Source organism: Iodobacter fluviatilis, assembly GCF_004194535.1.
GTDB lineage: Bacteria > Pseudomonadota > Gammaproteobacteria > Burkholderiales > Chitinibacteraceae > Iodobacter > Iodobacter fluviatilis_A.
Window position 1 is genome coordinate 1,023,915 of sequence record NZ_CP025781.1, and the last position, 11,922, is coordinate 1,035,836.

At 50.8% G+C, this 11,922-nt stretch carries 13 protein-coding genes and 1 pseudogene; 2 read left to right on the top strand and 12 right to left on the bottom strand.

What is annotated here, in order from left to right; translation table 11 throughout:
* The first annotated feature begins 86 nt into the window (after nt 1-86).
* Nucleotides 87-1,193, top strand: a complete 1,107-nt coding sequence (locus C1H71_RS04500; RefSeq protein WP_130105496.1) for a sialidase family protein — start codon at nt 87-89, stop codon at nt 1,191-1,193.
* Complete coding sequence (locus tag C1H71_RS04505) at nt 1,190-1,696, top strand: hypothetical protein (RefSeq protein WP_130105497.1); 507 nt, start codon at nt 1,190-1,192, stop codon at nt 1,694-1,696. The genes C1H71_RS04500 and C1H71_RS04505 overlap by 4 nt, the downstream gene beginning before the upstream one ends.
* Before the next feature lie 110 nt (nt 1,697-1,806).
* On the opposite strand, the gene C1H71_RS04510 is transcribed toward C1H71_RS04505, so the two are convergent.
* The 12 genes and pseudogenes from C1H71_RS04510 to C1H71_RS04565 all read right to left on the bottom strand — a co-directional run bounded on the left by C1H71_RS04510 (nt 1,807) and on the right by C1H71_RS04565 (nt 11,791).
* The gene (locus C1H71_RS04510; protein ID WP_130105498.1) at nt 1,807-2,049 is read right to left on the bottom strand and encodes a hypothetical protein; all 243 of its coding nucleotides are present in this window, start codon (nt 2,047-2,049) and stop codon (nt 1,807-1,809) included.
* 28 nt (nt 2,050-2,077) lie between these two features.
* A complete protein-coding gene (locus C1H71_RS04515; protein WP_130105499.1) occupies nt 2,078-3,373 on the bottom strand; it encodes a type I restriction enzyme endonuclease domain-containing protein in 1,296 nt (431 codons plus the stop codon).
* Nucleotides 3,374-3,404: 31 nt separating this feature from the next.
* On the bottom strand, nt 3,405-4,142 hold the full coding sequence (locus C1H71_RS04520) for a DUF6933 domain-containing protein (RefSeq protein ID WP_130105500.1): 738 nt from the start codon (nt 4,140-4,142) through the stop codon (nt 3,405-3,407).
* Nucleotides 4,143-4,583: 441 nt separating this feature from the next.
* The gene (locus C1H71_RS04525; RefSeq protein ID WP_130105501.1) at nt 4,584-4,976 is read right to left on the bottom strand and encodes a hypothetical protein; all 393 of its coding nucleotides are present in this window, start codon (nt 4,974-4,976) and stop codon (nt 4,584-4,586) included.
* Between the two features lie 137 nt (nt 4,977-5,113).
* A complete protein-coding gene (locus C1H71_RS04530) occupies nt 5,114-5,932 on the bottom strand; it encodes a restriction endonuclease subunit S (RefSeq protein ID WP_130105502.1) in 819 nt (272 codons plus the stop codon).
* A 229-nt stretch (nt 5,933-6,161) separates the two neighbouring features.
* A complete protein-coding gene (locus tag C1H71_RS20600) occupies nt 6,162-6,722 on the bottom strand; it encodes a transposase (RefSeq protein WP_188053583.1) in 561 nt (186 codons plus the stop codon).
* Nucleotides 6,723-6,826: 104 nt separating this feature from the next.
* Nucleotides 6,827-7,441, bottom strand: a complete 615-nt coding sequence (locus tag C1H71_RS20925) for a PDDEXK nuclease domain-containing protein (RefSeq protein WP_262488436.1) — start codon at nt 7,439-7,441, stop codon at nt 6,827-6,829.
* Nucleotides 7,430-7,924 (bottom strand): annotated as a pseudogene (locus C1H71_RS21280) (DUF1016 N-terminal domain-containing protein); the annotation flags it as partial. The pseudogene C1H71_RS21280 and the gene C1H71_RS20925, both read right to left, overlap by 12 nt.
* The gene (locus C1H71_RS04550; protein ID WP_130105505.1) at nt 7,921-8,130 is read right to left on the bottom strand and encodes a hypothetical protein; all 210 of its coding nucleotides are present in this window, start codon (nt 8,128-8,130) and stop codon (nt 7,921-7,923) included. The gene C1H71_RS04550 and the pseudogene C1H71_RS21280, both read right to left, overlap by 4 nt.
* Nucleotides 8,120-9,673 (bottom strand): type I restriction-modification system subunit M, encoded by a 1,554-nt coding sequence (locus C1H71_RS04555; protein ID WP_130105506.1) that lies wholly within the window; start codon nt 9,671-9,673, stop codon nt 8,120-8,122. Before C1H71_RS04555 ends, C1H71_RS04550 begins: the two co-directional genes overlap by 11 nt.
* Nucleotides 9,674-9,867: 194 nt before the next feature.
* Nucleotides 9,868-10,377 carry a single-stranded DNA-binding protein gene (gene ssb / locus C1H71_RS04560; RefSeq protein ID WP_130105507.1) on the bottom strand — a complete coding sequence of 170 codons (510 nt, stop codon included), beginning with the start codon at nt 10,375-10,377 and terminating at the stop codon, nt 9,868-9,870.
* 43 nt (nt 10,378-10,420) lie between these two features.
* Nucleotides 10,421-11,791: an MFS transporter gene (locus tag C1H71_RS04565; RefSeq protein ID WP_130105508.1), complete on the bottom strand. Its 1,371-nt coding sequence runs from the start codon at nt 11,789-11,791 to the stop codon at nt 10,421-10,423.
* Nucleotides 11,792-11,922: the final 131 nt, after the last annotated feature.

Here is an 11,922-nt window from a genome sequence, read left to right on the forward strand (position 1 = left end):
TTCATGCACAAATCAAGGATGTCGCTGAATGGTTTAAGCCAAGTTTCAGGTAAACTTGCAGCCCCAACACGATTGATCAAAGCATAATGACGTTTAAAGGGACTTTGCTGTTTGGCCTTGCCGCAGCCTGCTTACTTGCCATCAACGCCCAAAAAGCGCCAAGTGAAATGCGCTTTGCCTTAGCCAAGCAGCCTAAAATATCCGCCAGCACGCCGCAAATGGAAGTGCAACGCCTGCGTGCGCCTGTGCCTGCTGCGCATAGCGCCAGCATCATCGCGCTACGTAACGGTGAGCGCATCGCATTTTGGTTTGGCGGCTCGCGTGAAGGCGCTACCGACGTCAGCGTTTGGGCTTCTCGTTATCAAAATGGCAAATGGATTAAGCCTTGGATTGTGGCCACGCCCGCGCAAAGCTCAAAAGACCAATGGCGCTATATTAAAAAAGTGGGCAATCCTGTGCCTGTGCTCGATAGCCAAGGGCGTTTGCAGCTGTTTTATGTATCGGTATCCATGGGCGGTTGGGCGACCAGCACGCTCAACCGCATGACCTCGACCGACAACGGCCAGAGCTGGGGCCCTGCCAGCAAAATAATTACCAGCCCTTTCTTTAACTTATCCACACTGGTGCGTACCCACGCCGTGCAGCTGGAGGACGGCGGCTTTTTGCTACCGGTGTATCACGAGCTAGCGCGTAAATTTGGTGAGCTACTGCAATTTAACCGCGAAGGCCAGCTGGTACGCAAAATTCGCATGAATGCCGAGGGCGAAAACCTGCAACCCGCCGTAATCGCCCACAGCCCAACCGATGCCTTTGCTCTATTAAGAAACAGCGGCCCAAGCCGCCAATTAATGCTGCAACAAAGCCATGATGGCGGTGCGCATTGGAGCCCGATTCAACAGCTCAACATCAAAAATCCTGACTCCGCAATTGCAGTAGAACGCATGCCAGATGGCCGGCTCATCATGGCGCATAACCCGCGCAGTGACGGGCGCAGCGAGCTGGCGCTCAGTGTTTCGCAAGACGGCAAAAATTGGAAAAAAATCAAAGTGATCGAAAACACCCCAGGCATGGAATTCTCCTACCCCACCCTGCTGGTTAACGACGAAATCATGGATTTAGTCTACACATGGGAACGCTCTGAGATCCACCATGTGCGCTTTAACCGCGCTTGGCTAGATGGAGCTCAGCCATGATGGCCTCATTTAGCGGGCTACTACTGTGGGCGCTGACCGCCACCAGCCTGATCGCCGCAGGCAACAACCGTCTACAGAGGGGCTTTGGCCTGCTGATTCTGCTGGCTTCCCCCTGGCTGCTGGGCCTGCTTAGCTTCCCCAGCCTGGCCACGCTGGGGCTGGCCACTGGCCTGCTACTGAAGCACAAACTACGCCCACTACTGGCAGCTTGGCTGCTGCTAAGCGGCCTAGTACTTTATGCCTCTGCACTCGGCTTTATCGCTTACGATATTTACGCCCTAGGCTATGCACCCCAAGTCATATTAATCTGGTGTGCTATTTCGCTAGGCCTAGCTTGGCAACAAGGCCACCGCGCCCTCGCCTACGCTTGGCTTGCCGCCCTGGCACTCTACTCATTAGGCGTTTTAGAAAGCCGCAACCTATGGGATGCCATGCTAGACCCTATTGCAATGATCGTTGGAGGCGTGAGTTTGCTGCGATGGCTGTGGGGTAAAAAACACTGATTGAATAATGAGCGACTAGAAAAAACGGGGAGCACATGCCTCCCCGTTTTACTATCCGTAGCGTTAGCAAAGTGGCGTAACGGCATAACGATCACAAATAAAACGCCCATCTATTGCTTGCAATTCAAAATCAATACAGCCACGGAATTCACTTTTTTTACCCGCAATTTATAAGCCGGATAGGTGGGGCAACGCTCCTCTAGCCATAACGCTTCTCGGCTGGCTTTTCGATCAAAAAATATGAACAAGGCCACGGTGATCAGTAAGCGCATGGGGCTATGGCTCAGCAACGCAAAACCAGCCAAGCTGGTCAATTGTAAGCAAGTGCCACCCACACCGTGGGTGGCAGACATCTACATTTGATAGAATTGGGCTACTTGCTCACACCCACTCCGCCCCCAGTGCCTCAGCCTGTTGCAGCACCATTTGAATCGCTTCTTCCTGAAAATCAGGCGGATAGCCGTATTTACGCAGGATGCGTTTCACCATAATCCGCAATTTGGCACGCACGCTTTCCCGTTGCGACCAATCCACGCTGATATTTTTTCGCAAATTGGTCGTAAGCTCATGCGCAATGCGTTTAAGGGTTTCGTCCGGCAGCTCACGTACTGCCGATTCATTATTGGCCAGTGCATCATAAAACTTCACTTCGTCTTCTGATAATCCCAAGGATTCGCCACGCAAAGCCGCCTCACGAAATTTCTTGGCCATGGCGACCAGCTCTTCCATCACTTGTGCGGTTTCGATGCTACGGTTTTGATAACGTTTAACCACATCAGTCAGTAGCTCAGAAAACTTCTTCTGCTGCACCACATTGCTGGCAAACTTGGATTTGATTTCCCCTTCCAGCAAGCGCTCCAGCAATTCTACGGCCAGATTTCTCTCAGGCAGATTACGCACTTCAGCCAAGAAATCATCATCCAACAGTACAAAAAAGCGCAAATAATCCAGCAGATATTCCGGTGCAAGAATGCCGCGAATCAACGTTTCTAATTCATTAAATTGCCCTAATGGATCAAGGCTAATGCCATCAATCGTGCGCCATTGCATATAGCGCTCGGCATTAGCTGATAAAGATCCCATCCGCGCCTCAGACCCATCCGAAATCACCAGAATTTCGTTGTACTGAAACACATCAGGAATTTGCGCTTTATAAGTTTGAATCTGCTCGAATGCTTTATAAATATCCGCATTTTCATCGGCAGGATTTTTAAGCTCCAAAAGCACCAGCGGCAAGCCATTTACAAACAAAATAATATCCGGCCTACGGGTATGTTTTGCGCCTTTCAATGTGTACTGATTAACCGCCAGAAATTCATTTGTGCTAACTTCTGCAAAATCAATCAGCCGCACAAAATCTCCGCGCGTTTCGCCATCTTTTTGATATTGCACTGGCACACCATTCACCAGCAGGCCATGAAAATGCCGATTCGCCGCCAATAAAGCAGGTGTTCCTAAATCCAGCACCTGTTTAATAGCATCTTCACGCGCCACCAAGGGAATCAAAGGATTTAATCGTGCAATAGCAGACCGCAGACGTTCAATTAAAACCGGCTGCACATAATCACCACGCTCAGCGTCTTTACCATCGGGCGCAATATCATAGCCGCAGAGATGGCGATAACCTGTTTCAACGAGCCAGCTCAGGGCTTCTTGTTCTAATTGGTCTTCGGTCATACTCAATCCTGTTTAAATCTGATTATTGCTGCTAGTTGCCAGCCCTATTCATCAGCTTCGCCATCATCGCCTGCACCGCAGCGTTCGCGTTAACATCGTCCGGCAGGCTCTGCGTCAACACTGGATTAAGTCGCATTGCTAATTCTTCCAGACGCAATTGCTGATGGCGCGCGATGGCGGCACTAATATCATCCTCGCTCTGCGTGCTGTAGCTGTGTAACCAGCTACGAAACAGCGCTTCTTTCGGATAAAAATAAGCGCCACCGCGTACCGTGCGAAGAAACCCGTTCTGGTTATTATCAAACCAAGCCGCCTCAGCGATACCATCAGGCAGGCAACCGCAGCTTCCCACTTCACGACGGCAAACCATAATGACTTCGTTGATGTGCGCCTGTACGCTGCGGTCGGTTCCCTTGGTAAAGTGGATTTGCTGACACTTTTCCACCACCCGCTGCAGAGCCAACTGCATACTGGCTTCGTCTAGCGCCCCCGTTTCCCTGCATTGCATACCCAGCAAAAAGAGCAGACGCTCTAAAAACTGCTGAACCAAACCAACAACATCGCCTTTTTTCAGCTCCCAAAATACCATCACAAAGCGGCTTTGCTGCTCCATGACCACAAACACCAGCTTGCGCTTAATGCGTACTGCATGCAGCTGCCAATGCCATGCATCCTGAGGAATATCCAGCGCAGCTTCAGACTGAGCCGCTTTTTTCTCGGGCGCTTTCAATTCCGCACCCGCCGCTGTTGAATAATGAAAAACCAGCATGACCACTCCCAATCATGTCGATTTAATCGACACGCCCAAACAATATGTTTAAAAAACCACCAAAAATCGACACGTTTTGCTGATGTATCGATTTCATCGCTCTATCAGTGGAGCTGTTCAGCAAGCACAGGCTGCCATCTACCTAATTTAGCCATTGTATTGAGCCCTGTTTTTGAATTAATGGGTGGGTTAGCCGCGCCGCGATACATGTGTTCAAGGAAATGTGCTTCGCGGCGTAACCCGCCTTGGCGCAGCGGGGCAATATAGACCTATTCAACATCACACCACCTCCGCTAGTGCAGCTTCGGCTTCGAGCAGGTGGAGCTGGCCGGAGATGAGGCGATTTGTAGGGTGGGTTAGCCGCGATGCATGTGTTCAAGGAAATATGCTTCGCGGCGTAAGCCACCGAGGCACAGCGGGGCAATATAGACCTATTCAACATCACACCACCTCCGCTAGCGCAGCTTCGGGCAGGCGGCGAAGCTGACCGGAGATCAGGCGCGGCAGCAGCGTGTCGCGCAGGGTGGCGAGGGTTTGGGCTTGTTGATTATTTGCATGCATTCTTTGCTGAATAGGCATTGCTATCAATTCAAAGTGATTAACCAATTCAATCGGAGGTAACAAATATGGCAAGCCATGAATGTGATTTCGGTTGAGTGACGGAACAGCAGAGCCTGCATTAAATGACAGCATATCTAGTCGATTAAGCACTTCAAGTGCATAGCACGGCGTCGCACGCTTGAATTCTTTAATCCATAGCGTTGTGTTGAGTGGCCAGTAGTCTTCCAAAGTGAAGAATACCTTTCCTAAAACACCTGAGCGTCCAGTTATCACTCCGGGGCCTTTTACCATTGCTTTTTCATGCGAGCCGCTAGGACCACTGGCCGCAATAATTGGATAGAGCCCTTCTGTTCTATCGGATGCAGGTAAATCAAATCCCCGTTGAAGGACTAGTAAATCTTGTAAAGCCCCTATTTCCCACCCCTCCGGCACCAAGCCTTGTGGGGTTTCGGTGAAGGTGGCGGGGAAGAGGGTTTGGAGTTCGGGGGGAGTAGATCGTCATTCCCGCGTAGGCGGGAATCCAGTGGCGCGGCTGGATCCCCGACAAAATCACTCGGGGATGACGCAGGGTTGATCATTTGCTTGGTACCGGCGTTGGCGTAGACGGGATCAAAATCGACAAACCACGACTTAAACAGCGCCTGCGCCATCGCCTCCAGCGTCGCATTGGTCTCACGCAACAGCGCAATGCGGTCGTCATGCGCAGTGAGTATTTTTCCTATTTCTACCTGAATCCATTCAGGTGGCAACCGAAATTCATACTCACAAATACGGCCAGGTGATGTGTGTTTTACTGTCGAACCAGTTGCTGTTGAAACAACACTATGACGGTACTCTGCTGTCCGCATCAAATAATGTAAAAACTCCAGTACCACAGGCGCATCTGGCTTTATCTGAATCAAGCCAACGCGTTGATTATGAAGCCATGTTGTTCCTTCTGTTTCTGGAACAATTGCAGCATATCCAAGAGTATCAGCAGCCTTGCTCAAGTCCGTCATGGTGACAATTAAATCACCTTGCTTTAGAACATACTCTGCGGGGCACTCACCCGCGTAGTACTTCCCTTTTCCAATTTGAAACCCACCGCCAATTGCAAAATTCCCAGGCGTGGTTAATTGAAATTCCGTTGGCACATCACTAAAGAACTCACCCTTAAAGGCAAATCCATGCTTGATGGTAATCAAGTCAGATAGTTTTACCAGCGGCCAAGTTTGCACATCAGAACTCATACCCCAGCCCTCCTTGTTTCTGACGAATCAGCGCATCGATTACTGTATCCGTTGCTATAGGTATATCTCTGCGGGTCAAATTTATAGAAAGCTGTAGCCACATACCCAATAAGTGCAATCACCGTAGGGGCGCTGCTTGCTGCGCCCTTGCTTGTGATTGGCGCGATATTGGAAAAGGGCACAACGGCGGGCGCAGCAAGCAGCGCCCCTACGACATTGTGTTCAGAGCTCATACCCCAGCTCCCATGGAAACATACAACTTGTCTTGCTCCCATTGCTGTGGGTTGTGGTGAATATATTCGCGCAGAGCATTCAACTCATTCTCATCACGAATGACATGCTCCCAATAATTGCGTTGCCAGAACGGCTGACCTACACGGTTCAATAGGCGATTTGCGGCAATAGCCGACAATGATTTGAATGCGCGCATGATTTCGCCGACCGTAGGGGCGCTGCTTGCTGCGACCTTGCTTGTGATTGGCGCAATAGTGGATAAGGGCGCAGCAAGCGGCGCCCCTACGGGGGTAATGACCAAAATACCGTGCAGGTGGTTGGGCATGATGGTGAAAGCGTCGAGCGAGATATTCGGGAATCGTTTGGGTAAATCATGATATGCGGCACAGACACACTCACCCACTAAAGATAGAAGCATGGCGCCATTTTCAATCACACCTAAATTGTATTCACGGCCTTGTGTGCAAATGGTGATGAAATAGGCTCCCGCTTGGCTGTAGTCATAGTCTTGCAGGCGAATTGATTGCCGATGATGAATTGAGGGTTTAAAACTCATACCCCAGTCCTCCCATCGTTCCATTAGTATATTCATCAAAGCTACATATGGGCTTGTTCTCGCTGACATACCGAATTTGTGCAAGCGCCGCTTGCACAATTGCATTACTCCTCATCGCCATTCCCCATCTCGCCACTTAATTCCGCTTCAATTGCTTCAATACTCGGCAAATTGCTGATTAGCGTTGCGGGTAGCTCGCGCAGCAGTTGATATTCGGCGATGCCGATGGGTTTGTGGATGTCGCTGAGCGCATATTCGGCGACCAGTTTGTCTTTGCTTTTACACAGCAACAGACCAATGGTGGGCTGGTCGTGCTCGCTGCGCAGCTGCTCGTCCACGGCTTTGAGGTAGAAGTTAAGCTTGCCAGCGTATTCCGGCTCAAATTCAACCGTTTTCAGCTCGATTACCAAATAGCAGTGCAGGCGGGTGTGATAGAACAGTAAATCGAGGAAGAAATCGCGCTCGCCCACTTGCAAGGGCACTTGTCGGCCGATATAGGCAAAGCCTGAGCCAAGCTCTAATAAAAACTGGGTGATATGCTGGATTAGCCCCAGCCCCAGCTCCAGTTCCCGCTCGCTGTGCTCTTTGCTTAGCGAAAGAAAATCAAATACATAAGGATCTTTTAGCGTTTGCGTGGCTAGATCAGATTGGGCGGCAGGCAGAGTTTGCGCAAAATTGCTGATGGCCTTACCTTCGCGCTGCCACAGCCCGCTTGCAATCTGATGGGTTAAAACACTGCGGCTCCAGCCGTAAGCCAGCGTGTTCTGCACATAATAAAGCGCTTCTTGCTGGCCTTTGCATTTAGCAATAATAGCTAAATTATGGCCCCAAGGGATGCTGTGTAATTGCGAAACAGCCTGTTGCGCAATTGCAGGGGGCGATAATTGGGCAACAGCCTGTTGCCCAATTGATTGATCACTCCAAAATACAAACCATTGGCGGATATATTTAAGGTTTCGCAGCGAAAATCCTTTAATTTCAGGGTATTCACGCCTTAAGTCTTAGCTTAGCTGCGCCAGAAACCCATCGCCCCATGCGTGATTTTGCTGTTTGGCCACAATATCCTGCCCCAGCTCCCAATAAAACTGCAGCAGCGTGGTATTAACGGCTACGGCGGCTTTGAGTTGCAGGCTAGAGAAACGACTTTTCAGTTCGCGGAGCCAATACGTGTATTCACTACTGCTGAGTGTTTGACCGCTCATGATTTATCCTTTTCCAATGCTAAATAAACCACATATTCGTTTTGGTCATCAATGGCGAGAAATTTCCCAGCTTGCAGCGCTTCAAGGTGCGCTGGAGTTAATCGCACTAATTGTCCGCCCCAGCGTTTTCCAAAGGGCAGTTCGGTTTTATCAAGGTTGACCATTTCATCAAGAATCAGAACCGTTTCTTCACATTCAAAACTCATACCCTAATTCCCCCAGTTTTTTGCGGATCAGTAGGTCGAGTTCTGCGCCTTTGGCCATTTGCTCGCCCAGCTTTTCGGTGAGCGCAGTCATTTTGGTGGCGAAGTCTTCGTCGTTGTCTTCGACTTCTTCCGCGCCGACATAGCGGCCAGGGGTGAGTACGTGGCCGTGTTCGGCGATTTCGGCCAGCTTCACGCTGCGGCAGAAGCCGGGGATGTCTTGGTAGGTACTCTCGGTTTCTATTCCCCTCCAAGCCTTCACCAAATTGGCGATGCGGGTAATCGCCTCGTCATCCAGCTCGCATTGCACGCGCGAAATCATTTTGCCGAGCTTGCGCGCGTCGATGAACAGCACTTCACCTTGGCGGGTGGTTTTGTTTTTGGCGAGGAACCACAGGCAGGCGGGAATTTGGGTGTTGAAGAACAGCTGACCGGGCAGCGCAATCATCACTTCGACTACGTCGGCATCGACCATGGCGGCACGGATTTGTCCTTCAGAATTCTGGCTGGACGACATCGAGCCATTGGCCAGCACAATACCGGCGCGGCCATCGGATTTAAGGTGGTAAAGCATGTGCTGCAGCCACGCATAGTTGGCGTTGCCTTGCGGCGGCGTGCCGTACACCCAGCGCGAGTCGCCTTCCAAACTGCCATGCCACCAATCGCTGATATTGAACGGCGGTCCAGCTACAACAAAGTCGGCACGCAGGTCTGGATGCTGGTTTTTAGTGAAGGTGTCGCCCGGCTCGCGGCCAAGGTTGAAGTCGATGCCGCGAAGGGCGAGATTCATAGACGCGAGTCGCCAAGTAGTTGGGTTGGAGTCTTGACCAAACAGTGCAACATCTCCAGCCTTGCCGCCATTTTGTTGTGAGTATTTTTGCGCGAGCGCCAAAGTATTTCCTGAACCGCAACACGGGTCATAAACCTTGCCACGAATTGGACTAAGGACTGACACGATCAGCCAATCCACACTCCAAGGTGTGTAAAAGTCCCCGCCCTTTTTTCCCTCGGCGCTGGCAAATTGGCCGAGGAAATATTCGTATACCTGTCCCAGAATATCGCGCGCTTTGCCTTGGTCTTCGCCAAAACCGATGGTAGAAATCAAATCAACCAGTTCACCGAGCTTGCCATCCGGCAAGGGCGCACGGGCGTAGCGTTTATCCAGAATCCCTTTCAGGCTGGGGTTTTCCAGCTCCAGAATCGCCAGCGCATCATCGATGCGTTTGCCGATGTCGGCCTGCTTAGCATTGGCCCGCAAAGCTTCCCAACGCGCGCCTTCCGGTACCCAGAATACGTTGACTTCTTTGTAGTAATCACGGTCTTCCAGCTCTTCGGCCAGTAATTGCTCATCGCAATCATGCAAAAAATATTCGTCGTTTTCGTCAGCAAAGCGGCGCGTGAGTTCAGCGCGGCGGGCGGAAAACGAATCAGAAATGAATTTCAGAAAAATCATGCCGAGTGCGATGTGTTTATATTCTGCCGCGTCAACATTGGCACGCAGCTTATCCGCTGCTGACCAGAGCGTTTTTTGGATGTCTTGGAGCATGTTTGTTTTCTTTATGTCTAGCGAAAGGTTGCGTCAGATTATAACTGGCAAAGCGCAGCATGGAGCGAGGATCTACAGAGACTTAGGCCGAATTCAAACGCTTATTTCCCCCACATCCATTTCCCATTGCCAAGAAAAAGAAAAACCCCTCATAAAGAGGGGTTGAAATCTTTTCACTCAAGAAATGCTGCAGATTAGAACGGAATATCATCCTCAAAATCATCAAAGCTTTTCGGTGCTGCGGCAGCTGGCGCGGGTGCTGGTTGGCGGGCTGGAGCTGGGGCGGCTTGTTGTTGCTGATAGGCGGGCTGCTGATTAAAGCCGCCGTCGTCGTAGCCAGTATCGGCTGGGCCGCTGCTATTACCGCTGCGCCCACCCAACATTTGCATTTGGTCGGCGATAATTTCGGTGGTGTAGCGGTCTTGGCCGGTGGTTTTGTCTTGCCATTTACGCGTTTGCAGACGGCCTTCGATATAAACCGATGAGCCTTTTTTCAGGTACTGCGCGGCGATTTCAGCTAGGCGGTTGTACATGGTGATGTTGTGCCATTCGGTTTTTTCTTGCTTTTGGCCTGTGGCTTTGTCTTTCCAGCTTTCGGTAGTGGCAATGCTGAAGTTACACACTGCGCCGCCCGATGGCATGAAGCGATTTTCAGGATCTTTACCTAAGTTGCCGATCAGAATTACTTTATTCAATGAAGCCATTTGCTTGTCTCTTCTTTTGTCTTTTACGGGATAGACGGGGGAGTTAAATCTGCCGCGTCTCTTCAATAAGTTGCCGCGCCGCAGCTTCGTCCCAGCCTGTTTGCAGGACTTTCAGCAAGGCCACGCGTTCGTCAATTAACACAACGGCTTCTTTTACGCCGTCAATAGCGGCAAGTTTAACAGACAGAGCCTGTGCGCTGCCTTCCCAATTATCGCCAATATGGAACATTTGTGTTTTAACGGGTAGCGGTGGCTGCATGCCTGCGGCAAAAAACAACCAAATCACCATCAACGCGGCACACAGCAAGAAGATGGCGGTAACGCTACCATGCTGCTGATACAGCCAACCTGCAATTGCGGAGCCTAAAAACATGCTCAAGGATTGGCAAGTGTTGTAAACGCCCATCGCTGTGCCTTTGGCATCGCTTGGGGCAATTTTAGAAATCAAACTAGGCTGGGTGGCTTCTAAAATATTAAACGCAATAAAGTACACCGACAACCACACCACAATCATGGTGAGATTGGGCATATACAGCGCCATCCCCAGCTGGGCAAGTAGCATCAGGCTAATTGCAAAAATAAACACTTCTTTTAAGTGTTGTTTTTTTTCACCATAAATCACTGCCGGCACCATCAGTACAAAGCTGACCAGCACCACGGGTAAATACACCCACCAGTGATGCGTAAGCTCTAGCCCGCCTAATTGAGTCAGCAGCAGCGGCATGACGGTAAACATGGCCATTTGCGCAGCGTGCAGGGCAAATACGCCGTAGTTCATGCGTAAAAGCTGTGGATGGCGCAATACAGCGGGCAGGCGGGTGGCACTGATTTCAGCGTCAGAATGAAAACGCGAAATGGTTGGATTAGGAATAATCTGCTTCACACCGATCATGGCGGCAATGGTTAAACCGGCCGTCAGCAAAAAGATGCCAGGTAAACCAATCCATGCAGCCAGCGTGGGCGCGGCCACCAAAGAAATCGCAAAGGTGCTGGCAATACTACCGCCGATCATCGCCATGGCTTTGGTACGGTTTTCTTCGCGGGTTAAATCGGCCAATAAGGCGGTGATGGCAGCAGAAATAGCCCCTGCGCCCTGCACCGCGCGGCCCACAATCAGCCAAGCCACATGATCCGCCATAGCACACATCACGCTACCCACGGCAAACAGGGCAAGGCCAATATAGATGACTTTTTTGCGGCCAACCCGATCCGACCACATGCCAAAAGGCAGTTGCAATAAGGCTTGCGTCAGGCCGTAAGCGCCAAACGCCAAGCCAACCATGGCGTGATTATCACCGCCAGGTAGTTTGCCAGCGTAGACAGCAAACACCGGCAAGATCAGAAACATTCCCAGCATACGCAGGGCATAAAGCCCAGCTAAGCCAAGCGAGGCACGTAGTTCTATAGGAGTCATGGGCTTCAAATATCAGAGATCAATGTGGGGTGGGTATCTTGCCCACGCGTTTATGCATACAGAGCCGCGTGGGCATATAAAAACGGCCCACCCTACCCATCTGCAGCAAATGTCATGGTCAAGTAAATGCT

Bases quoted from the DNA above. Each gene is read 5' to 3' on its own strand.
- C1H71_RS04500 (WP_130105496.1), top strand. From the start codon at position 87: ATGACGTTTAAAGGGACTTTGCTGTTTGGCCTTGCCGCAGCCTGCTTA.
- C1H71_RS04505 (WP_130105497.1), top strand. From the start codon at position 1,190: ATGATGGCCTCATTTAGCGGGCTACTACTGTGGGCGCTGACCGCCACC.
- C1H71_RS04510 (WP_130105498.1), bottom strand. From the start codon at position 2,049: ATGTCTGCCACCCACGGTGTGGGTGGCACTTGCTTACAATTGACCAGC.
- C1H71_RS04515 (WP_130105499.1), bottom strand. From the start codon at position 3,373: ATGACCGAAGACCAATTAGAACAAGAAGCCCTGAGCTGGCTCGTTGAA.
- C1H71_RS04520 (WP_130105500.1), bottom strand. From the start codon at position 4,142: ATGCTGGTTTTTCATTATTCAACAGCGGCGGGTGCGGAATTGAAAGCG.
- C1H71_RS04530 (WP_130105502.1), bottom strand. From the start codon at position 5,932: ATGAGTTCTGATGTGCAAACTTGGCCGCTGGTAAAACTATCTGACTTG.
- C1H71_RS20600 (WP_188053583.1), bottom strand. From the start codon at position 6,722: ATGAGTTTTAAACCCTCAATTCATCATCGGCAATCAATTCGCCTGCAA.
- C1H71_RS04550 (WP_130105505.1), bottom strand. From the start codon at position 8,130: ATGAGTTTTGAATGTGAAGAAACGGTTCTGATTCTTGATGAAATGGTC.
- C1H71_RS04555 (WP_130105506.1), bottom strand. From the start codon at position 9,673: ATGCTCCAAGACATCCAAAAAACGCTCTGGTCAGCAGCGGATAAGCTG.
- ssb (WP_130105507.1), bottom strand. From the start codon at position 10,377: ATGGCTTCATTGAATAAAGTAATTCTGATCGGCAACTTAGGTAAAGAT.
- C1H71_RS04565 (WP_130105508.1), bottom strand. From the start codon at position 11,791: ATGACTCCTATAGAACTACGTGCCTCGCTTGGCTTAGCTGGGCTTTAT.